The sequence below is a fragment of the Gemmatimonadota bacterium genome, from assembly GCA_041390105.1.
Taxonomy (GTDB): domain Bacteria; phylum Gemmatimonadota; class Gemmatimonadetes; order Longimicrobiales; family Gaopeijiaceae; genus JAGQIF01.
On sequence record JAWKQO010000001.1, the window covers coordinates 267,575 to 290,023 of the forward strand.

Annotated in this window: 20 protein-coding genes and 1 tRNA gene; 11 read left to right on the forward strand and 10 right to left on the reverse strand. The window is 69.1% G+C overall.

Annotated elements, in window-relative coordinates; all coding sequences use genetic code 11:
- Nucleotides 1–175 precede the first annotated feature (175 nt).
- Both R3E10_01210 and R3E10_01215 read left to right on the forward strand, forming a co-directional pair.
- Nucleotides 176–721 (forward strand): hypothetical protein, encoded by a 546-nt coding sequence (locus tag R3E10_01210; protein MEZ4414350.1) that lies wholly within the window; start codon nucleotides 176–178, stop codon nucleotides 719–721.
- Entirely contained in the window at nucleotides 703–1,755 is a 1,053-nt protein-coding gene (locus tag R3E10_01215; GenBank protein ID MEZ4414351.1) for an acetamidase/formamidase family protein, read from the forward strand. Before R3E10_01210 ends, R3E10_01215 begins: the two co-directional genes overlap by 19 nt.
- A gap of 38 nt (nucleotides 1,756–1,793) precedes the next feature.
- On the opposite strand, the gene R3E10_01220 is transcribed toward R3E10_01215, so the two are convergent.
- The 6 genes from R3E10_01220 to R3E10_01245 form a co-directional block, all read right to left on the reverse strand.
- Nucleotides 1,794–3,287, reverse strand: coding sequence for a radical SAM protein (locus tag R3E10_01220; protein MEZ4414352.1), 1,494 nt, complete (start codon nucleotides 3,285–3,287; stop codon nucleotides 1,794–1,796).
- A gap of 550 nt (nucleotides 3,288–3,837) precedes the next feature.
- A tRNA-Ala gene (locus R3E10_01225) sits at nucleotides 3,838–3,910 on the reverse strand.
- Nucleotides 3,911–3,970: 60 nt separating this feature from the next.
- On the reverse strand, nucleotides 3,971–7,348 hold the full coding sequence (locus tag R3E10_01230; protein MEZ4414353.1) for a peroxidase family protein: 3,378 nt from the start codon (nucleotides 7,346–7,348) through the stop codon (nucleotides 3,971–3,973).
- Nucleotides 7,349–7,434: 86 nt separating this feature from the next.
- A complete protein-coding gene (locus R3E10_01235; protein ID MEZ4414354.1) occupies nucleotides 7,435–9,585 on the reverse strand; it encodes a prolyl oligopeptidase family serine peptidase in 2,151 nt (716 codons plus the stop codon).
- A 125-nt stretch (nucleotides 9,586–9,710) separates the two neighbouring features.
- Complete coding sequence (locus R3E10_01240; GenBank protein ID MEZ4414355.1) at nucleotides 9,711–10,550, reverse strand: helix-turn-helix transcriptional regulator; 840 nt, start codon at nucleotides 10,548–10,550, stop codon at nucleotides 9,711–9,713.
- Entirely contained in the window at nucleotides 10,550–12,160 is a 1,611-nt protein-coding gene (locus tag R3E10_01245) for a D-aminoacylase (protein ID MEZ4414356.1), read from the reverse strand. The genes R3E10_01240 and R3E10_01245 overlap by 1 nt, the downstream gene beginning before the upstream one ends.
- Before the next feature lie 131 nt (nucleotides 12,161–12,291).
- On the opposite strand from R3E10_01245, the gene R3E10_01250 reads away from it, so the two are divergent.
- From R3E10_01250 to R3E10_01260, 3 genes are read left to right on the forward strand one after another with little or no spacing between them, the layout of a single operon-like run.
- Nucleotides 12,292–12,714, forward strand: coding sequence for a hypothetical protein (locus R3E10_01250; protein ID MEZ4414357.1), 423 nt, complete (start codon nucleotides 12,292–12,294; stop codon nucleotides 12,712–12,714).
- Nucleotides 12,707–13,219: an N-acetyltransferase family protein gene (locus R3E10_01255; protein ID MEZ4414358.1), complete on the forward strand. Its 513-nt coding sequence runs from the start codon at nucleotides 12,707–12,709 to the stop codon at nucleotides 13,217–13,219. Before R3E10_01250 ends, R3E10_01255 begins: the two co-directional genes overlap by 8 nt.
- Before the next feature lie 14 nt (nucleotides 13,220–13,233).
- Nucleotides 13,234–13,764, forward strand: a complete 531-nt coding sequence (locus tag R3E10_01260; protein MEZ4414359.1) for a DUF1648 domain-containing protein — start codon at nucleotides 13,234–13,236, stop codon at nucleotides 13,762–13,764.
- Between the two features lie 6 nt (nucleotides 13,765–13,770).
- Here R3E10_01260 and R3E10_01265 read toward each other — a convergent pair whose 3' ends face one another.
- Genes R3E10_01265 through R3E10_01280 form a run of 4 tightly spaced genes read right to left on the reverse strand, consistent with a single transcriptional unit; the run spans nucleotide 13,771 to nucleotide 18,330 of the window.
- The gene (locus R3E10_01265; GenBank protein ID MEZ4414360.1) at nucleotides 13,771–14,763 is read right to left on the reverse strand and encodes a nitronate monooxygenase; all 993 of its coding nucleotides are present in this window, start codon (nucleotides 14,761–14,763) and stop codon (nucleotides 13,771–13,773) included.
- Complete coding sequence (locus R3E10_01270) at nucleotides 14,760–15,236, reverse strand: DUF4442 domain-containing protein (GenBank protein MEZ4414361.1); 477 nt, start codon at nucleotides 15,234–15,236, stop codon at nucleotides 14,760–14,762. Before R3E10_01270 ends, R3E10_01265 begins: the two co-directional genes overlap by 4 nt.
- 55 nt (nucleotides 15,237–15,291) lie before the next feature.
- Entirely contained in the window at nucleotides 15,292–16,374 is a 1,083-nt protein-coding gene (locus R3E10_01275; GenBank protein MEZ4414362.1) for a glycosyltransferase family 4 protein, read from the reverse strand.
- A gap of 3 nt (nucleotides 16,375–16,377) precedes the next feature.
- The gene (locus R3E10_01280) at nucleotides 16,378–18,330 is read right to left on the reverse strand and encodes a pyrroloquinoline quinone-dependent dehydrogenase (protein MEZ4414363.1); all 1,953 of its coding nucleotides are present in this window, start codon (nucleotides 18,328–18,330) and stop codon (nucleotides 16,378–16,380) included.
- A 141-nt stretch (nucleotides 18,331–18,471) separates the two neighbouring features.
- Here R3E10_01280 and R3E10_01285 point away from each other — a divergent pair, with 141 nt between their 5' ends.
- From R3E10_01285 to rfbC, 6 genes are all read left to right on the forward strand, one after another.
- Entirely contained in the window at nucleotides 18,472–18,645 is a 174-nt protein-coding gene (locus tag R3E10_01285) for a hypothetical protein (protein ID MEZ4414364.1), read from the forward strand.
- On the forward strand, nucleotides 18,642–19,118 hold the full coding sequence (locus tag R3E10_01290; protein ID MEZ4414365.1) for a nuclear transport factor 2 family protein: 477 nt from the start codon (nucleotides 18,642–18,644) through the stop codon (nucleotides 19,116–19,118). Before R3E10_01285 ends, R3E10_01290 begins: the two co-directional genes overlap by 4 nt.
- 184 nt (nucleotides 19,119–19,302) lie before the next feature.
- Nucleotides 19,303–19,779 (forward strand): Rieske (2Fe-2S) protein, encoded by a 477-nt coding sequence (locus R3E10_01295; protein ID MEZ4414366.1) that lies wholly within the window; start codon nucleotides 19,303–19,305, stop codon nucleotides 19,777–19,779.
- A gap of 92 nt (nucleotides 19,780–19,871) precedes the next feature.
- Nucleotides 19,872–21,236: an MATE family efflux transporter gene (locus R3E10_01300; GenBank protein MEZ4414367.1), complete on the forward strand. Its 1,365-nt coding sequence runs from the start codon at nucleotides 19,872–19,874 to the stop codon at nucleotides 21,234–21,236.
- Nucleotides 21,237–21,282: 46 nt separating this feature from the next.
- Nucleotides 21,283–21,885: an LON peptidase substrate-binding domain-containing protein gene (locus tag R3E10_01305; GenBank protein MEZ4414368.1), complete on the forward strand. Its 603-nt coding sequence runs from the start codon at nucleotides 21,283–21,285 to the stop codon at nucleotides 21,883–21,885.
- A 2-nt stretch (nucleotides 21,886–21,887) separates the two neighbouring features.
- Complete coding sequence (gene rfbC / locus R3E10_01310) at nucleotides 21,888–22,442, forward strand: dTDP-4-dehydrorhamnose 3,5-epimerase (protein MEZ4414369.1); 555 nt, start codon at nucleotides 21,888–21,890, stop codon at nucleotides 22,440–22,442.
- Nucleotides 22,443–22,449: the final 7 nt, after the last annotated feature.

A 22,449-nucleotide genomic window follows, 5' to 3' on the forward strand; every position in this document is an offset into this window, starting at 1 on the left:
CTCGCCTCGGCTGCGAAGCCTCCCATAGACCGGCGTACCCTCGGTCCGGGTCCAACGGGTGCGAGTGGCGTTAGTAGCCCCTCCCGTCGCAGATTGCGCCGATCGTCTGGATCTCGGTTCACGCGGACTTCGCGACCCCCCGCGATGTCCGACACCCCCTTGAACGGAGAGTGACATGACGGGAACGCGTGCTTCTGCCCGGGCTCTCAAACACCTCCATCGTTGGCTCGGTGTCTTGGGCATCCCCCTCTTCGCCGGCATGGGCGCCTGCTCGTTGCTCGGGCACCACTCCAGTCCCTGGGAATTCGGTCCAGGCGTCCGCCTGGCCCCGGGCCTCTGGGCCGTGGGTGACCAGGGCGCCACGGCCCATCCGGTCCTGGGCTACACGTACCTGTCGTATGATGGGGGCCACGAATCGCTGTGGGAGGTCGGCGCGCAGGTGCGCAAGCCGACCTCGCTGTTCGGGGATCGCGGAGACCGGCAGCCCTGGTTGGGAGGCGAAGCCACGTTCTCGCTGCTGCGCGACTCCTATTCGTTCGATGGCATGGACTTCAGCGAATCGAACGGCGGCGTGTCCGGGACCGTGCTGGTCGGAGCGCCGATCGGGGACGGCCGCTGGGGGCCGCAGATCTATGGCGGCTTCGGGCTGTCCCACTACGGGTCGCTCGGCATCAACCTGCGAGCAGGAGTGGACCTGCAACCGTGGTTCATCAAACGTTGAAGGCGTCACTGCGTCAGCTCCCTGGCGCTGCGCTCGTGTCCTTCGGGGCCCTGGGCTTCGCTGCCGTTCCCGGCGAAGCCCAGGCCCCGGGGCCCCACACGCTTCCGCTGCGCGCAGAAAACGTGCATTGGGGCTACTACGACGCGAGCCTCTCCCCGGTGCTGCGCATCCGCTCCGGAGACCGCATCGATGTGGAGACCATGGTGGCGCGTGGCATCGAGCGCATGCGCCTGGCGGGTGCCACGGACGCGGAGATCCCGCAGGCGTTGAAGGCCGTGGAGGCAGGGGTAGTGGAGCGCGGACCGGGCGCGCATCCCATGACGGGTCCCATCTACGTGGAGGGGGCGGAACCAGGGGACGTGCTGGAGGTGGAGATCGAGTCCATTTCCTTCCTGCATCCCTTTGGAGTGGGTGCTTTCAGCCCCGGTGGGGGCACCTTGCCGGACGATTTCCCCTACGCGGCGCTCAAGCTGTTCCGCTTCGAGGAGGACGGGACCACCGAGCTCGCTTCCGGAGTGCGGATCCCGCTCTCCCCCTTCTTCGGGTCGATCGGCGTGGCACCCCCCGTGCTGAGCGGTCGCGTCTCCAGTCGGGCGCCCGGCTACCACGTGGGCAACCTCGACAACAAGGAGCTGGGCGCGGGCGCCAAGGTGTTCCTGCCGGTGCACGTGGCCGGGGGCCTGTTGTCGATCGGCGACGGACATGCGGCGCAGGGAGACGGCGAGGTGTCCGGCACCGCGATCGAGACCTCGCTGGCCGGCCGCATCAAGGTCACGGTGCGCAAGGACCTTGACCTCACCTGGCCGCGCGCGGAGACCGCCTCCCACGTCATCACCATGGGCCTCGATCCCGATCTGGACGAAGCGGCGCGGTTGGCCACACGGGAGATGGTCCGCTACCTGGTGACCGAACGCGGTCTATCACCCGAGGATGCGTACATCCTCTGCTCGGTGGCAGTGGATCTGCGGGTCACCCAGACCGTGGACGGCACCAAGGGGGTGCATGCCATGCTGCCCAAGGAGATCTTCCGGTAGAGGGGCGGGCCTGGAGCGGCGGGGGGGCGGTGCCGTAGCTACATCACGCCCTCGAAATCCCGGGCCGCAGGGCGAAGCGGGCGTCGATTGATTCGATGCACGACTCGAAACAGTCGCACGACGGCTCTGCGGTAGTCGGGACGCTCAGTCTGCTCGTACCGATACCCGACCAGAGCCAGCCGATGGTTCGGCTCCAGGTCCGCCAACGAGGGAAAGTGGGACGGCCTGCGCTGCAGCTGCTGTTCAAATACGGTTCCGGTCATGATCGCGAAGCGGTACATGGGCACCCTCTCGAGGTACCGCTCGTGTTGCTCCAGAAATCTGGTCGTACGATCAAGGTCTTCCGCCTGTTCACCTGGATAACCGGTGAACATGGTCGTGCGCACGCTGATGCCGGCTGCGTGGGCATCCGCCAAGAAAGCACTCGTGCGATCGAGGTCGGTTCCCTTGGCCATCAAGTCCAGGAGTCTCTGGCTTCCCGACTCCACGCCGGTGGTGATCCGAACCATGCCCGCGGCCCGCGCCGCGCGGAGCTCTTCGGCAGACAGGCCATTGTCCCCCCGCGTGCCCACGTGTACAGCGCCGATCCAACGGGCTTCGGGCACCGCCCGCTGAACCTCCCGTCCCAGGGACCGCCACAGGTCCACGTTCGAGTTGAGCTTGAGATCCGTGAAGACGAAGAGACGGGCGTCGTGGCGGGCGTGTTGGTGCTCGAGCTCGGCCAGGACGTTGTCCGGGCTGCGTGAGCGGAATGTGCGCCCCACGGTGCTGGCGACGTCCGAGCAGAACGTGCAGACGCCCCACCCGCACCCCCGTCCCGTGATCATGGGCACCATGGGGCGCGGGTACTTGTCCCAGGGGGCAAGCGAGTAGTCGGCGAAGGGCAGCGCGTCCAGGTTCGTCAGCGGAGGAGCGTCGAGCGTGAATCCCGCCTGGGTCTGCCAAACGCCGGGAATGTGCGCCATGGGCTCGCGAGCGACGGCCGCCCGAACGATCTCGCACAGGTGGGGCTCCACCTCACCACCCACCAGCGCGCTGAGGCCGGGGAGATCGATCCACTCACGGGCCACGTCCCGCGCGGCGAAGTAGGGGCCGCCCAGGATCATGGGCACGCCCCGCCGTTCGCAGACCTTCCCGATCTCGACGCAATGGGGGCGGTACATGAGGTAGGTGGAGACGAGTACGGCGTCGAAGCCGTCATCGAGTCGACGCTCCAACTCCGCGACGAGCTCATGGCGCGCACGAGCCAACTTCGAGGCGCTATAGGCCGTGTAGCGCGCGCGAACGGCGCGGATGAGCCGGCTTCGCGTCACGCCGGTCCGCCAACGAAAGGTCTTGTCCCAGACTCCCCACCACGGAGGCCTCGGCTCCCGAGCCACGCCCGTGATCCCGCGGGCGAGCGGGGCCAGCAACTCGGTCTCGAACCCACCCTGTCGCAAGACCGCCGTCAGATAGCCGATGGCGATGGATGGGTAGAGCGCGAAGTTGTTGAGGTCGACGATCAGGACTCGGAGGCGCCGCGCTGCAGTCATGTAAGACCCTTGTTGCCTGCTGCGGATGAGTCGAGGCGTCGGGTCGGGGGACCGATGCGCGAATCCCCGTCCGCCGGTGAACTGCTCCAAGAGCCTGAACGCAGGCGAAGTCCCGCGAAGGTGGGACCGACGCGAGACCGCCGTCACCTTCAGAGCCCAGCGAGGGGTGGCTAACCCGCGGATCGGGTCGCTCAGAGTATGGGGGACGTGGGTTTGGATGCAAATGGGGGAAGCTCAGGGGCACCCTGGCCAACCAACGGGCGCCGGCCCTTGCCCAGCAGGATCGCGCAGGAGTGGCGGCCGGCGCAGCGGTGTGCCTGCGGCTACCCCGCGCGCACCCTTCCGACCGGTCCATCAAGGGGGCGAGGTGACCCGGGCGCGCAGCCAGCCCGCGCAGTCCCGATCGGCGTTCACCCCCCAAGGGGCTTTGCGTGGTCGTGGGAGCGGTAGAGAGTCCTGCCACCCTGGAGGGGATCCGCGAGGACTGCTGTTCCGCCTTGCCGGCCTCGGCTCCGCCATGGCTCAACAAGAGCAGAGCCCGGCCCAAGAGTGGAGCCAGTGGGGATCGAACCCACGACCTCCGGCTTGCAAAGCCGGCGCTCTCCCAGCTGAGCTATGGCCCCGATGCGGGCCTAAGGTAGTCGGACCCGCCGCCCGGAGGAATGCCGAATCCCGCCCACCGCCTAGTCCCGCCGGAAGGCCTCGTCCCCCTGCCGGCCCTCTCGCGGCGCCCACTGCAGCGAGTAGTAGCTGCCCCGGTCGCGGGCCCAGGGATCGAAGGCGTTGATGACGCCCTCCAGCTCGAGTGCCAGCTCCGGCACGGTGCGGAGCAACACCCGTTTGAAGGGGGAGACGGGCTGGGGGTGGCCGTTGTCGAGCGCGGCCTCCATCTGAGGCCCCTCCGGACCGTTGTCGTTCACCCAGTCCACCCCGAGCTGGGAGTAGAACTCGGGGCGGAAGCTGGAGGTGAAGAAGCGGTCGGAGAACAAGCGGCGCGAGGCGTTCAAGATGAACACCACGAACTGCGTCTCCGAGATGGCGAATCCGTGCGGGCGCACGGACTCGGCCAGGAAGCCCACCACGGTGTCCAGGTCCTCGATGTTGTCCACCTCGGTCCCGTCCGGATGCCCCAGGCAATCGGTCATGGGGGCGCCGTCCAGCTCCTGGGCGGCGGTGATGACCAGGCTGTCGTCACAGGTGTGCTGGCCGTACACGGAGCGGAGGTCCTCCACGATCCCCTGCTGGAACGCGCGGGCTGGACTGTCCGCGGTCAGACGGGGATCGATGAACTCGTCGAAGCTGGTCAGCGCACGGAGCCCATACTGACGGCGGAACTCGTTGTAGCGGGGCACGCCGCGCTCCCGGTCCCGGATCAGGTCCAGAGCGGCCACGTCCAGCCGTCCCGTCCCGGTGCGCTGTACCGGCATGGGCAGGTTCTGCAGGAACGCGGGATGGTTCCTGAGCGTAAGCAGCCCCAGGCGCTGGCGGCCCAGGCTGAGCCCAAGGTTCACCATGCCTTCCTGATCCCGCACGCGTGTAGCCTCGCCGCGGAACGTCCGCACCACCGGAAGCCGCGAACGCACGCGGTCGGGGTCGCTCAGGGAGCGCATCTCCAAAGCGTCCGGCACGAGGGGATGGAGCCGGTAGACCGTCGTGAACTCCTCGGGGAAGTTGAACGGTGAGCCGAAGTGGTTGACCCCGCCGTTGACCTCGGCGGGATCGTCGACGCGCCAGACGTCTCGTCCCTGGGTGAGATCGAAGTGGCGGCTTCCCAGGCCGAAGATGCCCGAGCCCGACGCGAAGACGGAGTACCACTGCGTGGCGTCGGTCTCGTCCTCGGAGCGGGCCAGGCGCCGCACCACGCGCTCGGTGGCGCGCGCCAGCAGGTCGCCCCCGAACAAGCCGCTCCAGTTGGCGTTCATGGCGCGGTAGAGCGGCTCGTTGTAGAGCAACTGGGTGGTCCACTCGATCGTGTGGATCTTGGCGATCTCGGCGCTGACTACCAGGCGCGCCACCTGGTAGAGCTCTTCGTCGCTCACGTCCCGGTAGCGGATCACGGTTTCGGGGCGCTCCGGATCGCGCAGGCCGGAGTCGGCGTCGGGGTTCGAGCGCACGCGGGCGCGGAACGCATCGACGAACTGGTTGTGTTCCCGCGCGAACACGTTGTGCAGGAACGAGAGCCCGACGGACCAGTTGTCCGGGAAGGCGGTGGCCTCCTGGCCGGCCCACTCGGCCACCTGCGGATCGCTGGCGGACAGGGTGGGGAGGAGCCCCTGCGCGTCCGTGCCCGCGGGTAGCCATAGGCGGGCCCGGTCGGCGGGGTCACGCTTCACGCGGCGCACGGACGTCGAGTCCCACCCGTACAGTTGGGACGCGTCCCACCAGGCCGTCACCCCGTTCCGTGTGGCGGCGGGTGCGCGTAGCCAGCGTTCCTGCTCCTCGGCTGCGATGGTGGGCGGAGGCTCGTCCAGCGCGATGCGGGCCCGCTCCATGCGCGCCGCTGGATCGCATCCGGCTCCGGCGGCGCCGCACCCCACGTCCATGGACTCCGCGGCGTTCCGCCCTTCGTCCAGGTGCGAGAACCAGTCGTGCGTCATGAACTGGATCCAGAACGCGGCTAGCACGTTGAAGAACGGGGCCGGTTGGTAGTCGCAGTCCACCTCGTCGTCCGGATCCGAACCGAAGCCGCCGCCACAGGCGGCGGGATCCGACTGCTCACGCGTGAACAAGCGTTCGCTGACCACCTGCGGGTTGGGTGTAAGCCGCCCGATGCGCCCTTGGTGACGATTGCGGGTCAGCTCGGTCAGACCCCGCTCGGGAAACGTCTCCTCGAAGGCGACATTGCGGGCGAACAGCATCCCGCTCGAGCCCATGGCCGGGTTGAAGACGTCGTTGCAGATACCCGTGAGTGTGCGGTGCCGGATCAGCGCTCCCGAACAGACCTGCTCCCCGTTCCCGCCCACCGCGGCGAAGTAGGGGCTGGAGGGCGGCAAGCGCATCTCCGGCCAGCGTCGCTGGGCGCGTCCCAGGCTCCGTTCGTTGCCGGTCAGGTAGTCGTCGAACGTGCCGCTGTTGTCGAAGAGGTTGTTCTCGATCAACTCGATGCGCTGGTACTCGAGATCCAGCAGCGCGCCGTCCACCCCTCGACGTGCGGGCGAGAGCAAGCGCAGTGGGGAGCTGGGACCCAGGGACGTGGAGTCACCCGCACCCCAGTAGGCGGACCAGTCCACCCAGGGCGTGGAGCGCGAATCCATGGCCGCCTGTCCGCCGCGGCAGCGGGCGGTGGCCCAGTGCACTTTGCCCGTGAAGCGGTCCACGGCGCCCGTGGCCACGGGCCGGAAGCCGGAGGCGGCCAGCGCCGCGCAGCTGGCCAGGGACACCACCTCGCCTCGCGACGCTGGCGAGATCACCAGCACCGCCATGGCGATGGTGGCTGTGACCGCGGACGCGCCCAGCACCGGCCGCTTCCAATTCCTGAGAAGCAGCGCGGCCAGGGTGGCGATGCCCACCACGGCGCCCAGGAAGCGCGCGGTGGTGGTGCCCTGGACCACGGAGGCGACCAGGAACGCGACGAGCAGAATGAACAGGAGCCCCGTGCGCTGCAGATGGACGCGCCGGTCGCGCTCGGAGGGGTCCGCGCTCAGCCACGCCAGCGCCACGTCCACGGTCCACCAGGCGGACAGCACCAGGTTGAAGACCGGAGTGGAGACCAGCGGGGTCTCGAACATGGCCCCGAAGCTCCCGCCCAGTGGACCCAGGATGGAGACCACGCAGTGGATGCCGAACAGCAGCCAGGCCGTGGTCCAGGCTACGCGCCAGCGGTGCCAGTCCTTCGGTGAACGCGTGCGCGCCGGAGCCAGGGTGAAGGCGGCGGCCAGCAACAGCAGCGTGGCCCATACCGTCGAGAGCGAGCGCGCCATGCCCTCGTCCGCTGCCCCGCGGGGAAGGAAGAGCGCCAGCGCGCCGGCCAGCAGGGCGAACGTCCACAGCAGGGCGGGGATGGCGTCGCGGCCGGACGCCACGTCTCCCGGTCGACTCGCGTCTGTCGAAGCGTTGCGCATGATTGGGCCTCCTGCCCATGCACGCGCAGAAAGGCCTGGTCCAGGATCGTGGCCGGTATCCCGGGCGGGAATGGGGTAGGGGGCCCTCAGGGTTTGGCGGCGCCTTCGACCCGCCTCCCCGTCCAGCCGGGGAGCACCTGAATCAGGAACGCCAACTGGTCGGCGAAGTTCTCGGCGGCGTCTTCGCCGTCGGTTCCGTAGGCGTGGCCGGCCCCCCACGCGACGCGCAGAAGCGCGGGGCCCCTGCAGCCTGCGCCCTGCACGGCTGCCACGAACTTGTAGGCATGGAAGGGCGGAGTGGTTTGGTCCTCGGATCCGGGCGCGACGAACAGCGGAGGCGGGCAGCTGGACGGATCCACGGTGTGCACGGGGGAGAGGCGTCGCAGCACGGTCAGGTCTCCCGGATCGGCGACGCTGCCGAGCTCGGAGCGCCAGGCGGCGGCGCCCGTTACGCCCTCGTAGTTGAGCAGGTCCAGCAAGGGGAACCCGAGGATCGCCGCTCCGAAGCGGGTAGGCTCCTGCAACAACGCCGTCGCCACCAAGGACGCACCCGCGCTGTTCGTCTCGGCGACGAGCCACTGCGGGCGCACCAGGCCGCGCTCCAGGAGCCATGCCGCGGCGGCCCGGTAGTCGTCGATGGCCGCTTGGCGGTTCCGGCGGATTCCGGCCCGGTGCCACGCCTCGCCGAACTCACCGCCGCCCCGCAAGGCCGGCAGGGCAAACACGCCGCCGCGCCGCATCCACTCGGCCATGTGCGGACGGAACCAGGGCGCGACTGCCCACGCGCCGAAGCCATATCCGTACAGCATGACCGGGTGTGCGGGACCGGGTTCCACCGAGCGATGGTGCGCGATGAACATGGGAAGACTGTCGCCGGCCGGACCGGACCAGAACAAGCGCTCCGTGACGAACTCGCTGGGATCATAGGGGAGCGCCGGTCGCCGATACGCGTCCACCGCGTGCGTCTCCGTGTCCACCCGGAACACGGTGCCCGGATCGGTGAAGTCGCTGACGGACAGGAACGCCTCCGGCGAACCCCGGTGCCCGACCAGGCCCGACCAGATCGCTCCCGCCGGGAGCGGGACGTCTCGCACGTCTCCTCCGTCTTCGGCGAAGGAGCGCACGGTGGGGAGGCCTCCTACGCGGTACAGCACCAGGATACGCGCACCCACCCACGCCACCGAGCTCGGCGTCCACACGTCGATCGGGTCCGGGCCCTCCGGGATGACCTCCACCAGCACCGGGGCTGCGTCGCGCGGATCGAGCAGCACCACCCTGCCGTTGGGTGCGGCCAGCGTGGTGTGGAGCAGTAGACGGTGCGCATCGAGCCCGACGACCTGGAAGAACGCCTGCCCTGAGGGGACGACCTCCCGGAAGCGGGTCGCCTCGCCCCGCCACTGCGCTACCAGGACCGCATGGGTGCCACTGCTGCTGTCGCGGACCGTCATGGCCACCTCGTCGCCGACGTCGCTGCCCTGCAGCGCTAAGGCGTCGCTCGCGTCTGCGGGTGTGAAGACGGTCACGTCCGTGCTCGGGTCGCTGCCCAACTGGTGGAACATTACCCGGGCGCCGGTCACGGGGGCGCGCAGCGAATCGCCTCCGACGGGATCGTCGAAACGAACGTACAGGAGCGACTGGCCATCCGGTGCCCAGATCACACTGGACCGTCCACCGTAGAGCCCCGGAAGGGTATCCGCCGCCGCCGCTCCATCGGCGCTGCTGCGGATCACCAGGCTGCCCCAGCGGGCCCCGGACCTGCCTTCGCTGACGGCCAGGCGCTCGCCGGAGGGGTCCGGCCACAGCCCGCGGGCCAGGGCACGACCTTGCTGCGTCAGCGCGGCACCAGACACCAGGAGCCGCTCCCTCCCGTCACCGTCCGTGACCCGGAGGTCCAGCTCGGTGAAGGTGGGATCGCTGCTCAGCCAGAAGCGCTTGCCGCCGCGCTCCACGGGCGTGAGCGGAATCGTGTGGCGGCTGGCCGCGACGATGTTGGTGAGGATCTGCGTTCGCTCGGCCGTGCGCTCCACCCACGCACGGGTGAAGGCATCCTGCGCGTGGGCCCACTCCAGCGTGGAGGCGCTGGCCATGTCTTCCAGCGCGCGGTACGGGTCCGGCCACGGGCGCGGGTCGCCCACGGCTGCAGGTTCCGCCCGGGCCAGGGGCGGAGGGGGCAGAGGCGAGGGTCGGCAGGCGGCGGCGAAGGACAGCGCGAACGCGTAGAAGAAGAGGCGAAGCATCGTCGGGACCGTGCGCGGAAGGGCTCCGAAGAGTGGGTCTTCGGGATCGAGGGACGAGTGCGTAAGGAAGCCCGCCGCGCGGCGGCCCGGCTAGAACGGTGTTGATCTGGGGAGGACGGGGATGATCAGTGCGTGGAGTGCCGACGGAACTCGCTGGGAGTGACGCCGAAGCGCTGCCGAAACAGGCGCGCCAGATGGCTCTGGTCGGAGAAGCCCGACCGGTGTGCGACGATCGAGATCGAGAGTTGCGGCTCGTTCCGCAACAGCTCGGCGGCCTTGCGCAGGCGCATTGCACGAAGATAGCCGGCGACGGTGTCCCCGTACGCCCGCCGGAAGGACCGGGAGAGATGCTCGGGCGTCACGCCGCATTCCACCGCCAGCTTGCCAACCGTCCAATCGGTCGGGGCATCCTCCAGCGCCTGCCTGGCCTTGCGCAGCCAGGGCTGACTTGCAGGCCCCGCCCGCGGGTGCAGCGCGCGCCCGAAGCATGCCAGCAGATCGAGACAGTGCGCTTCGATGGCCAGCGTCCTGAAGCGATCGCAGGAGGCCAGCTCCGTTCGCAGGCGATCTCCGAGGGAGCGGAGTCGGGAATCCACGGCCTGAGCGCGCGAATCCCAATCGATGCCCGATCGTTCGGCGCGTTCACGCAGGACATCCGTGGGCTCGATGAGCAGGCACTCGGCGCCGAGTGCTCCTACCCCTTCGCGATGCGGATCCCCCTGCGGAAGCACGCGAGCCTGGCCGGGCTCGAGCCGGACGTCGCGGCCACCGAGGGTGGCGGCCCAGGTCCCGCGCGTCGCCAACGCGACAGCGGCCTCTGCGTGCGCGTGGCGTGGGAGAGTGAAGCCCACGGGAAGGACGAAGGCACTGACATGTACGAGGTCGGTCCGTACGTGTGCGCTCCGTCCGCAGCGCTGCGGGGGGCTCGCGTCGTTCGCCGTGAGCGCGTGATCCCAAGACGGCATCAACCCTCCCCCTTCCACGCCGGACCCCGCAACATCCGCCCCGCCCGCACGTCGTGGAATCCATCGGCGTCGAAGGCGACCTGCCCGTTGATCACCACCAGATGGAAGCCGTCCGGATACTGGTGTGGCTCCTGGAAGGTGGCGCGGTCGATCACGGTGGCCGGATCGAACACCACCAGATCCGCGAAGGCGCCCTCGACCAGAGTGCCGCGATCGGTCAGTCCCATGCGCGCTGCCGGCATGCCGGTCATCTTGTGCACGGCCTCTTCCAACGTGAGCACGTGCTTCTCCCGTACGTACACGCCCAGCACGCGCGGGAATGTGCCATACCAGCGGGGATGGGGGTGACCCTCGCCCGGCTGCGTGAGCCTCCCGTCCGAGGCGATCATCGTCTGCGGATGCGCCATGATGCGCTCCACGTCCGCTTCGTCCATGGCATGGTAGATGGCCGAGGCGCCGCCCCGGCGAATGGCCTCGACCACCAGCTGGGCGCCGACCTCGGGGGTGGCGGGTCGCCCCTCGCGCGCGGCCCAGTCGGCGAGCGTCTTTCCCTCCAGGGAGCGGTCCCATTCCACCAGCGCCAGCTGCACGCGGGAGATGTCGTTGCTACCGCGGTCGTTGACGATGTTGAAGACGATCCCGTTCAGAATGGAGTCGCGGAGCGCCGGCTGCTCCATGCGCTCCAGGAACGCTTCGTCCCCTCCCTCCAGCGCCCACGGCGGCACCAGGATGCTGATGCCGGTATAGGAGGCGGTGTACGGATACTGATCGATCATGGCGTCCGTACCCGCCGCGCGGGCCGAGTCCACCATGGCCAGCGTCTGCACCGATGCGCCCCACATGGGAGCGCCCACGGCCTTGTGATGGGTGAGCACGATGGGGATCCGCGCCCGTCGTCCGATCTCGAGCGCCTCGCTGACGCCCTCCAGCAGGCCCAGCCCTTCTTCGCGCAGGTGGGAGGTATAGAAGCCGCCGGCCCGGGCGGCGACCTCCGAGAGTGCGACCACCTCGTCGACGTTGGAGAACACGCCGGGCAGGTAGCGCAGGCCGGTGGAGATGCCCCAGGCACCCTCGTCCATGGACTGCTGCACCATATCCTGCATGCGCCGGAGCTCGTCCGCTGCGGGCGCGCGATTGTCGAGGTCCATGACCGCGCGGCGGATGCTGTTGTGACCGGCCAGGTAGCCCACGTTGATGCCGATGCCCAGCGCCTCGGCCTCGGCGAGCGCCGGTGCGAAGGGCCAGGGGCCCCCGCCGTCCGGTCCGCCCAGCGCGGTGGTCACACCCTGGCGGGCCATGCTCTCCGAGGCCGGCAGGCGGAGGAGCGGGTCCAGGTGGGCGTGCAGGTCGATGAAGCCGGGAGCCACCACCCAGCCCTCGGCTTCGACGACCCGTGCAGCGCCCGGCGAGGAGATCCCGTTCCTCCGCACCGCGACGATGCGGTCGCCCCGGACCGCCACATCGGCGCGAAAGGCGGGAGCTCCCGTTCCATCGAGGACCTCCGCGCCGCGGATCACCAGGTCGTAGGGTTCACCCTGCTCGGTGCATCCGCCGAGAACGGTGCTCAACAGCAGCAGCGTGACTGGGCCCGGGCGCTGAGGTCTCCGCATGAGGTCCTTCCTGTAGGTGGGCTGGCTCCGGCCGATGATAGAAGGGGGCTCGCGCCGAACCGCGCAAGCCGTGGGTGCCCCGTGGGTGCGCCGGTTGCCCCGTCTCTGCGCGCGGCTGCAGCTTCCAGACGATGCTCCACGCACGCACGCTCCGTGGCGCCGGTGCGAGCCAGGTGCCCCTCCTCCGCCTGGCCGGATGCACGCTGCTGCTCAGCGGCTGCACCGTCGGGGTGGGAAGCGGCGATTGGTCGGCCTCCCTCACGGTGGGGGTGCTCGCCTTCGTGCTGGCGAATCTGCTGTACCTGCTGTGGCGTCTGGAAGACCATCCGGGGGAGGTCCGGCGAGCGCTCGTATTCATGGCGGGTCTGCCCCTCTCGTTCCTGACGTTCCTGCTGGTGGAGCCCGACGCCGACCGGTCCTGGAAGGCGATCCAGAGGCGGGAAGGCGAGGATGATCCCGAGCGCGTGCGCGAGGACTTCGAGCGGGAGCTGGCCCGCATCCGACGGCTGCGGCGACACCACCCTGCGACGCCAGAGGATCCAGCGGATGTGTGAAGCTGTGCCCGGGCCCTTCATTCGCTCGTTGGAGCCATCCGATTGGGAGGCGGTGGCGCGCATCTACGGGGAGGGCATTGCCGGGGGGAACGCCACCTTCGAGGCCCGCGTCCCCACCTGGCCGGAGTGGGACGGTAAACACGTGAAGACGCCTCGCCTGGTGGCCGTATCCTCCTCGGGAGACGTGAACGGCTGGGCGGCGCTGTCGCCGGTATCCGCGCGGCCCGTGTACGCAGGGGTCGCCGAGGTGAGCGTGTACGTCGCGAACGGCTCCCAGGGCAGAGGAGTGGGGCGAGCGCTGCTCGACGCGCTCGTCACGGGGAGCGAGGGGGCGGGGTTCTGGACGTTGCAGGCTGGGATCTTCCCCGAGAACGTATCCAGTTTGCGACTGCATGAACGGTGTGGCTTCCGGGTGCTCGGTGTGAGAGAGCGAGTGGGGCGGCAGGGCGGAGTGTGGCGCGACGTGCTGCTGCTGGAGCGGCGCAGCGCCACCGTGGGCATCTGAGGAGGAGGCGAAGCGTGAGGTGGCGGGTGGTATCCGTTGTGATGTTTCTGGTGGCGATCGGGCTGCTGGCCTGGGCCTACCCTCGTCTTCCCACGCCCATGGCCACCAAGTTCACCATGGCGGGAGAGCCGCTGCGGTGGTCCAGCCCCGGGTCGTTCGTCCTCACGGTGACCGTGATCGCCGCGCTGATCAATCTCGCGTTCCTGGGCGGGATTCCCTGGTTGCTGGAGCGGATCGGCAGCACGCGCTTCAACGTGCCCAATCGCGACTACTGGCTGTCCACCCCGGAGCGTCGGGCCGAGGCACTCCGGCGGCTGGGCCCTTTCCTGGCTCGCTCAGCGGTCTTCGCGAACGGAGTGTTGCTCCTGTCCCTCCATCTGGTCACGCAGTGGAATGGCCTGCCGGTGACCTTTCCGATTCCAGCGTCCTGGACCGGGCCGCTGCTGCTGGGCACCGTGCTCGGAGGCGTCCTGGTGCTGCTGGTGTGGGCGTTCTGGGACTTTCGTATCCCGGAGCCGGAGCACTCACGAGGGCGCCCCGGCTAGCGGGCCTCAGAGTCCCGAACGCTGCCAGGCCTCGGCGAAGCGACGGACGATCGTACCCGCCGGCTCGATCCGGTCGATGGTGGCCACGCTCTTGCCCGCCTGCCAGAAATCCTTGGATTCGTCCTTGAGGGATCGCTTGAGGCGCCAGGCCGAGGTCAGCGCGTAGAAGGTCCGCATCCAGTGCTTCCGCTTGCGCCCACGCAGCATCCAGCGCGCGAACGGACCCGCCGTGAGCCCCATGCGCTCGATGTAGGGCGTGCGGATCACGGCCACCGGGACACCGGTGATGCGCTCCGAGAGGACGATGTCCTCTTCGTGGGCGTCGAGGATCGCCGTCTTGTAGGCGTCGCTGGCGGTGCACTCGGTGGTGGCGATGAAGCGCGTGCCCAGCTGCGCTCCGGCATAACCCAAGCGCAGCGCATCCACGAACTGCTCAGGTGCGCCGATGCCGCCGGCGCAGACCACGGGCAGCCCCAGGTCTGCAAGCTCGTCGTACAGTGCTTCCACGGTCCGCGGCCCCGCGTGACCCCCGGCGCGGCGATTCACCGCGATCAGTCCGTGGACTCCGCTGTCCACGGCCTTCAGCGCCCACTTGCGTTCGGTCACGTCGTGGTAGACCACGCCACCCGCACCGGCCACGCGCTCCACCACCCAGCGTGGCTTGCCCAGCGAGGTGATGAAAAAGCGGACGCCTTCCTCCAAGGCGACGTCGATCCAGCCACGCATGCGCTCCTGGTAGGTGCGCGAGGACCCCTCGATCAACGCGTTCATCCCGATGGGGCGGGACGTCAGAGAGCGGATGTGTCGAAGGCCCGCCCGGAACTCGTAGCCGTGCACGTAGGTGAGCGAGATCGGCTGCACCACCCCGAGGCCGCCCGCCTCCGACACGGCGGCCACCAACTCGGGGTTGGAGCACGGATACATGGGCCCGCAGATGAGGGGAACCTCGATGCGCGCGTCCTGCGTGAGCGGCGTTCCCGGGGGCAGGGGCGCGTTCACCGGGGGGCCAGTCGCCAGTCGACGTACACGGTGGCCACCCGCTCCCCGGTCGCGTCGACGAGATCGGCCTGCACGCGGTGTTCCGTGGGCTCGGTGACGCTCTCGGGAGGGCGTGCGTCGCTGGTCACTTGGATCAGGCCGCGCGCCTTCTTGACGTAGTCGACCTCGAGGTGGGTGACGATGCCACGAATGCCCTGGGGCAGCGCAGCGGTCATCGCCAATCCCGAAGCCAGCTCCCCCGCGTTGGCCAGGGCGATGGCGTGGACCGAGCGGAGATGGTTGCGCACGCGCCGCCGGTCGCGCACCAGGAGCTCCACGTGACCGGGCTCGAGGACGCGGACGTCGGGTCGGATGGTCGCGGAGTAGGGCACGGCCCGCGCCAGCGCCCGATTGAAGAGCCAGCGTCCGCCGGGGAGGCGTGAGAGCCGGCGCCAGAGTTGCAGCAGCGCGACCTCCGGAGGTGCGGCGCTCATGGCACGGGTCCCCGGGGAGCGGGTAGGGTGTCGCGGTGCAGCGGCTTCAGGACGCTCATGCGGTGGTCAACTCCCGGTAGAGGTCCAGCCAAGCGTCCCGGATAGGAGGCCAGCGATATTTGTCCAGCTCGGCGTGGCCGGCTCGGGTGAGGCGGGCCGCCAGCCCCTTCTCTTCCAGCAACCGCAGGGCGGCCGCGGCCAGGGCGTCGCTGTCTCCCACCGGTACCAGCAGCCCGGTACGCTCGTGTTCGACGATGTAGGGAACGCCGCCCGCGTCCGTGGAGACGAGGGGAACGCCGGTCGCGTAGCACTCGAGCACCGATCCCGGCATGTTGTCGATCCTCGGGCTCATGAGGTAGACGTCGGCTTCCTCGTACATGGTCGCGTTGCGTTCGGGGGGGACCATCCCGACAAAACGGGCATTCAATCCCAGTTCCTTCGCCATGGCCTCCAGCTCGGCGCGCTGCGAGCCGTCGTTGGCGACGACCAGCTCCGCTTCCGGATGCCGATCCTGGATGCGCCGGAACGCGCGCAGCGTGCAGGGCACGTCGTAGAGTGGCTCCAGTCCGCGGTTGTGCAGGAAGCGGGGCCGGGGGTGCTCGCGCAGTCGGAACTGGAGCTCGTCCAATGCTACCACGTTGTAGATGCAGCGTGCGGGAATGCCGAAGCGTGCGAATACGTCCACCAGGTAGTCGGACGGAGCGATCACGACATCGGCCAGCTTGATCAGGGGGACCGCCGACCGCCACGTGGACAAGTACGCCTCGGCACGACCGTCGTGGTAGTGCAGCACGCTTCGCTTGTTCAGGATGCGGGCCACCAGCAGGGCCGGGGCCGGTGCCACCATGAAGGAAAAGTACGATCCAGCGAAGATGTGCAACACGTCTGCACGGGGGGCGGCCCACAGAAGCTTCAGCGTGAACCACGTGAAGGTTGTGACTGTGCGCACGTATTTGATCCGCTGCAACAGGCGCAGCGGACCGGGCAGCCGGGGGTTGATGGGCAGGAAGCGCAGATCCACGGAGGCCTCTGCCTCCAGGCCGCGCCGCAGGTAATCCGCCTGGACGGCCTGGCCCCCGACGATGTCGAGGGAGGTGGCCACCAGGAGCACCCGCAACGGGTCTCGCGGCTCTTGCACCCGTCAGGCCCCTTCCGGCAGCGCCAACGCGACTACCTCGGAGGGATGCCCCGGCGCGCCCACCACCACCACGATGAACTGCCTTCCGTCCTGCAGGTAGCTCATGGGCACGCCCGACTGGCGGGCGGGCAGTTCGACTTCACCGACGATGTGACCGGTGCGCTTGTCGTGCGCACGAAGCTTGGTGCCGCCCGACCCGTACCCCGCGAACATGCCGCCGCCTTCGCCGGCGAACAGCAGCGTCGGGGTGACCAGTAGGCCCCCTCGGTCGGGCCGGCCCCAGTAGCCGATCTCCACGCCGGCGAGCGCAGGATGGTCCCGCACGAATTCCGGCGCTTCACCGTTGGCCACCATCCATCTGTGCTCGCCGGTATTGAGGTCGATGGCGGTGATGCGGCCCCAGGGCGGCTTGATGAGGGGTAGCCCCTGTGGCCCACCCCCCTCGGCCAGCCGGATGTCGGTGCGGACCGATACGAAGCGCATGGTGGACGCCTTCGATGGGCCCAGTGCGATGACCGATGGGTCCGTGGCCGACGCGACGTAGAGCACGCCGGTCTCGACGTCCAGCGCTCCCCCCGGCCAGTTGGCTCCCCCCAGGCTTCCGGGAAGCATGAGCGTGCCCTGGGAGCCACCCTCGACCTTGAGCGAGGGCGGCGTGAAGAGCGGGCCCAGACGAAAGTGGCCGGCCAGCTCCCGTGCCTCGGCGGCCAGCGCCGGCGTGAAGTCGATGAGGTCGTCCTCGCTCACGCCCTGCCGGTCGTAGGGAGCGGGGCGTGTCGGAAACGGTTGCGTCGGCGAAGTACGTTCCCCGGGGACGTCGGTCTGGGGCACGGGCCGCTCTTCGATCGGCCACACCGGTTCTCCGGTGACGCGGTCGAACACGAACGCGAAGCCTTGCTTGGTGAGCTGGACCACCGCCTTGACCGCACGGCCGTCGACGGTGAGATCCGCCAGGATGGGTGGCGCCGGCGGGTCGTAGTCCCAGATGCCATGGTGCACCGTCTGGAAGTGCCACACGCGCTGGCCGGTGCGTGCGTCGAGGCACACGAGGCTCTGCGAGAACAGGTTGTCTCCCGGCCGGTGGCCCCCGTAGTAGTCGCCCGTGGGAGCCTCGACGGGCAGATACACGTAGCCGAGGTCCAGGTCGGCCGAGAGGGGGGCCCAGGCTGCCGCGTTGCCGGTCGTCTCCCAGGTGCCGTCCTTCCAGGTTTCGTTCCCGAATTCGCCGGGGTGGGGGATGGTGTGGAAGATCCAGACGCGCTCACCGGTGCGGACATCGTAGCCACGCACCGGTCCGGGAGCCTGCTTGGGGGCGTCCGGCGCTCCCCCGCTGGGATGGGCGGAGCCCACCACCACGACGTCGCCCACCACCAAGGGAGGCGAGCTGGATCCGATGCGTTCGTGTTCGAGGTCGACGTCGGCGTCCAGACCCAGCCGCAGGTCCACCACGCCGGCCTGGCCGAAGGAGGGGATGGGGCGTCCCGTGGTCGCGTCCAACGCCACCAGGAAGTAGGCCGGCGTGATGACGAGGATGCGCCGCTCCCCTCCATCACTCCAGTAGGCCACGCCGCGCCCGGAATTGTGGCGCGGCGCACTTCCGGCCCGCTCACCCTCGTCGTGCCGGTAGCGCCATAGCTCGGTGCCGCTGCCGGCATCGAGCGCCACCACACTCCGGTCCCACCCGGCGGTCAGGTAGAGCACGCCATCCACCATCAGCGGCGTTACGCGGCTGTTGACCTCCGGCTCTCCCCCCAGCTCCGTGGACGACCAGCGCCAGGCCACCTCGAGCCGATTCACGTTGGAGGCGTCGATCTGATTGATGCGTACGTACTTGGTGCTTCCCGCATCACCTCCGTAATAGGGCCAGGACCCGGAGGTGCCCGCCTGGCCAGCCAGAGGAGCCACGGTGGCGAGCCACAGCATCGGGGCGATCGGGAGGGGGAGCGACCTGCGCATGGTGAAGGAGTTCGCTGGGCTGAGGTTGTGAGGGATCCGGCGGGGTACCCACTGGATGGCCGCCACGCCGGAATCACGGGGAGCGCGTCCGACGCGGTCGAAGCGCCCCAATCGTAGATGTGCGACGGAGGAGTCGAAAGGATGGACGTGCCCAAGGACGTATACCAGGCCATCGCCAACGAGATCGGCAGCGAGGACAGCCCGGTGGGGATCGATGCCAAGAAGACCCACGTGATGATCCTGCACCAGCTCGCATTGATCCAGAAGCGACTCGACCGGATCGAGGCCCGCATGGAGGGGGAGACCAACCGATGAAGGTCCGCAGTGGATTGATTCTGCTCGGAGCGCTGATCGTTGGCGCTGCCCGGCCGGCCCTGGCGCAGGACGCGGAGCACGCACCGGTCATGGCGGCCGTGGAGGGGATGTTCGACGCCATGCGCGCCAAGGACGGGGATGCGCTCCGGGGGCTGTTCCTGGAAGGTGCACGGCTGGTGTCCACCAGTCGGACCCCCGATGGCGAGCCCCGTAGTCGCATCATCGCCCTCGATGACTTCGCCAGCAACATCGCGGGCGCGACCGTCTACATCGACGAACAGATCTGGGACGAGGAAGTCCGCGTCGATGACAATCTGGCCACGGTCTGGGTCAAGTACGCGCTCTTCGTGGACCAGCAGTTCAGTCATTGTGGCGTCGACGCCTTCCAGCTCTTCCGAACCGCCGAGGGGTGGAAGATCGTCCAGGTGGCCGACACCCAGCGTCGACAGGACTGTTGGATGCCGCCGGCCTAGCCGTTCAGCGACGCCCGCCGCGCAAGATTGTGCAGGGCCGCGCAGCGGCCTGCGCGGTCCGAACGGCGGGACCGTGGGGGCGGGCCAGCAGGAGGCACGGCGGGGCGCCATTTGCGGCGGGTCGGCCCACCCGGTCCGCGCCTTGCCACCCACGGATGGCACACGCATGCGGAGGTCACGGTCCATGAGCGCTGTCCGATCCCTACCTGCCTGCCTACGCTCTGCCGCCGAAGCGGGAGGCGTACTCGATCGCCGGAGCTTCCTGGGCGATACGGCGAAGCTGGCCGTGCTGTCGGCTCTGGCCGCCGCCTGTTCGGATGTGGGTTCGCCCACTTCGGTGGGTCTCGGACAAGACGTGCTCGTCCAACTGGCCGACTATCCCGAGCTCGCTCAGGTCGGAGGTGTGGCCCGTATCGCCGGCGTGAGTCCCCCTCTGGCAGTGGTGAATCTGGGCGGTGGCACGTTCGCGGCCTTCTCGCTGGTCTGTCCCCACCAGGGAGCGACGGTGCGCTGGGTCGGCAGCGAGTTCGTCTGCCCCGAACACGGGGCCCGCTTCTCGATCGACGGTCGCTGGACCGGGGGGCAACGGACTTCGTCACTTCGTGAGTATGCAGCCACCTACGATGATGTGGCCGGGACGGTGATCATCAGCGCGGGTTGACGCCGCGAGCGGGGATCGCATACTCCCGGTTCCCGACGTCTGAACCCATCCCCACGAGGAACCGGCCCCGGCGCACGCGGGCCGCTCGCCCGGTGAAGCCTCAGTCCGCCCTTGTTGGAGAGCTCGTCCGCCTCGCCGCACCGGTCGCGGCGATCCAGGTGGGCATGATGGCGATGGGCGTGGTGGACACCGTCATGGTGGGGCGCTCCTCTGCCACCGACCTCGCGGCCGTCGCGCTCGGGAATCTCTACTGGTTCACGGCGGTCGTCTTCGGAATGGGCAGCCTGTTCGCACTGGACCCCCTGGTCTCCCAGGCGGTCGGTGCGGACGACCCCGAGGGCGTGGCCCGCTCGGTCCAGCGGGGCCTGGTTCTCTCGGTTCTGTTCGGATTGTTGGCGATGGGCGTGCTGCTCACCGCGGGTCCGGTCCTGCGTTGGTTGCACCAACCCGACGACGTCATCCCGGTGGCGGTCGGCTATTGCCGGGCCGCCTTGGGAGGCGCCTGGCCCTTCCTCGCGTTCGTGGTGCTGCGCCAGACCTTGCAGGCGCTGGGCGTTCTACGGCCGATCGTGTGGGTGGTCGTCCTCGCCAATCTGCTCAACGTCCTGCTGAACTGGCTGTTGGTGTTCGGGCACGCCGGCCTTCCCGCTCTGGGGGCGGTGGGGACGGGGATCGCCTCCACGATCAGTCGCTGGGTCATGCTGGCGGGGGTGGTGGCGCTGGCGTGGGGTTCCTTGCGCCAGAGCCTCCGCCCGGTCCGCGCCGGGGTCCTGCGTGCGGGCCCCATGGCGCGCATGCTGCGCCTGGGCACTCCGGTGGGCCTGCACATGGCGTTCGAATACGGTGCGTTCGCCATCACCGGATTGCTCATGGGGGCGCTGGGCACGGTGGCGGTCGCTTCCCATCAGATCGCGCTGAACCTGGCGGCCCTCACGTTCATGGTGCCGGTCGGTATCTCGCAGGCCACGGCTGTCCTGGTGGGCCGCGCCGTGGGGCGTGGGAACGGCGAGGAGGCGGGGCGGGCCGCCCGGGCCGGACTGGCACTGGGTGGCGCGTTCATGGTCGTGTCGGCGGTCGTGTTCTTGACGGTGCCCGAGCTGCTGGCGCGTGGGTATACCGACCAGGCGGTGGTGTTGAGTCTCACCGTTCAGCTCATTCCCATCGCCGGGGTATTCCAGATCGTGGACGGGCTGCAGGTCGTGGCTGCCGGAGCCCTGCGCGGAACCGGCGATACGCGCGTCCCCATGATCGCGGGGGCGCTCGGATTCTACGCGGTGGGGTTGCCGGTGGGCTTCGCGCTCTCCCGCAACGGCGCGGGACCACAGGGCCTCTGGTGGGGGCTGGCCGTCGGCCTCGGGGCTGTGGCGTTCTTCCTCCTCCTCCGTGTCTGGCATCGCTTCGCCGGTGACCTGGAACGGATCCAGATCGAGGAGCCGACGGGCTCGCTCGGCTCGTGATCCGGTGGTACCGTTGCACGTCGCTGAATCCGCCTTCCCGATGCCCATGACTCGACTTCCGCTGTTTCCGCTTCCGGTGGTGCTGCTCCCGGATGCGCTGCTGCCACTCCACATCTTCGAGCCGCGCTACCGACGGATGGTGGCGCGCTGCCTGGAGTTCGATCGTCGCTTCGGGATCGTCTTCCACGATCCGGATCGCTCGGGGCCCTTCCTCACGGAGCGAGGGCGCGTGGGCTGTGTGGCCGAGATCCAGACCTTCGAGCTCCTGGAAGACGGGCGCTCGCTCATTCTCACGCGCGGGAGGGAGCGCTTCCAGATCCGTGCGGCGTTGGAAGCGGTGAATCCCTACTACGAGGCGGAGGTCGACGCCTACGAGGACACGGGCGCGGTGTTGCCCGCTTTTCTGGAGCGGCGCCGTACGACGTCGCTGGAGCTGTATCAGGCCGTCCTCGCGGCCTTGCCCGCCGACGGGCAGGGTCCGGATCTCGATCCGGCCAGCGACATCTCGTTCCGGCTTGCCGCCACGCTGCAAACCGATCCGGAATGGATGCAGGCGTTCCTGCAACTGCGCTCCGAGAGCGAGCGGCTCGACCGGCTGGACGAGGTGTTCCGCACCGTGTTGCGGGCGGGCCCCTCGGTGGACGCTTGAGCATGCGCCCCACGCCATTGTCGATCCCCGACGTGCTGTTGTTCGACCTGGAGCGCCACGGAGACGACCGGGGTTTCTTCGTCGAGACGTACCGTGACTCCTGGTTTCGGGACGCGGGGTTGCCCCTCGAGTTCGTGCAGGACAACCATGCCCGATCGGGTAGAGGGGTGCTGAGAGGGCTTCACTACCAGCTGCCGCCGGCGGGGCAGGGAAAGCTGATCCGGGTGGCGCGCGGCAGGGTCTTCGACGTGGCGGTCGACGTGCGGGCAGACTCTCCCACGCTCGGTCGCTGGGTGGGCGTGGAACTCTCCGACGAGCGGCCCCAGATGCTCTACATTCCGCCCGGGTTCGCCCATGGGTACTGCGTGCTCTCCGAGGTGGCCGACTTCCTCTACAAAGTGACGGCCGAGTATGCGCCCGCGTGGGAGCGGGGCGTCCGTTGGGACGATCCTGCCATCGGGATCCAGTGGCCCCTCGCGCAGCCGACGTTGTCAGCCCGCGACGTCGCGCTGCCGGGTCTGGCCGCAGCGGAGCTGTTCGGGGGTTCTGGAGGTTGAGCGGCGC

Coding starts and splice junctions, on each gene's coding strand:
- R3E10_01245 (MEZ4414356.1), bottom strand. CDS start 12,160: ATGCGGAGACCTCAGCGCCCGGGCCCAGTCACGCTGCTGCTGTTGAGC.
- R3E10_01280 (MEZ4414363.1), bottom strand. CDS start 18,330: ATGCGCAGGTCGCTCCCCCTCCCGATCGCCCCGATGCTGTGGCTCGCC.
- R3E10_01295 (MEZ4414366.1), top strand. CDS start 19,303: ATGAGCGCTGTCCGATCCCTACCTGCCTGCCTACGCTCTGCCGCCGAA.
- R3E10_01210 (MEZ4414350.1), top strand. CDS start 176: ATGACGGGAACGCGTGCTTCTGCCCGGGCTCTCAAACACCTCCATCGT.
- R3E10_01220 (MEZ4414352.1), bottom strand. CDS start 3,287: ATGACTGCAGCGCGGCGCCTCCGAGTCCTGATCGTCGACCTCAACAAC.
- R3E10_01270 (MEZ4414361.1), bottom strand. CDS start 15,236: ATGAGCGCCGCACCTCCGGAGGTCGCGCTGCTGCAACTCTGGCGCCGG.
- R3E10_01305 (MEZ4414368.1), top strand. CDS start 21,283: ATGACTCGACTTCCGCTGTTTCCGCTTCCGGTGGTGCTGCTCCCGGAT.
- R3E10_01290 (MEZ4414365.1), top strand. CDS start 18,642: ATGAAGGTCCGCAGTGGATTGATTCTGCTCGGAGCGCTGATCGTTGGC.
- R3E10_01235 (MEZ4414354.1), bottom strand. CDS start 9,585: ATGCTTCGCCTCTTCTTCTACGCGTTCGCGCTGTCCTTCGCCGCCGCC.
- rfbC (MEZ4414369.1), top strand. CDS start 21,888: ATGCGCCCCACGCCATTGTCGATCCCCGACGTGCTGTTGTTCGACCTG.
- R3E10_01285 (MEZ4414364.1), top strand. CDS start 18,472: ATGGACGTGCCCAAGGACGTATACCAGGCCATCGCCAACGAGATCGGC.
- R3E10_01230 (MEZ4414353.1), bottom strand. CDS start 7,348: ATGCGCAACGCTTCGACAGACGCGAGTCGACCGGGAGACGTGGCGTCC.
- R3E10_01240 (MEZ4414355.1), bottom strand. CDS start 10,550: ATGCCGTCTTGGGATCACGCGCTCACGGCGAACGACGCGAGCCCCCCG.
- R3E10_01255 (MEZ4414358.1), top strand. CDS start 12,707: ATGTGTGAAGCTGTGCCCGGGCCCTTCATTCGCTCGTTGGAGCCATCC.
- R3E10_01250 (MEZ4414357.1), top strand. CDS start 12,292: ATGCTCCACGCACGCACGCTCCGTGGCGCCGGTGCGAGCCAGGTGCCC.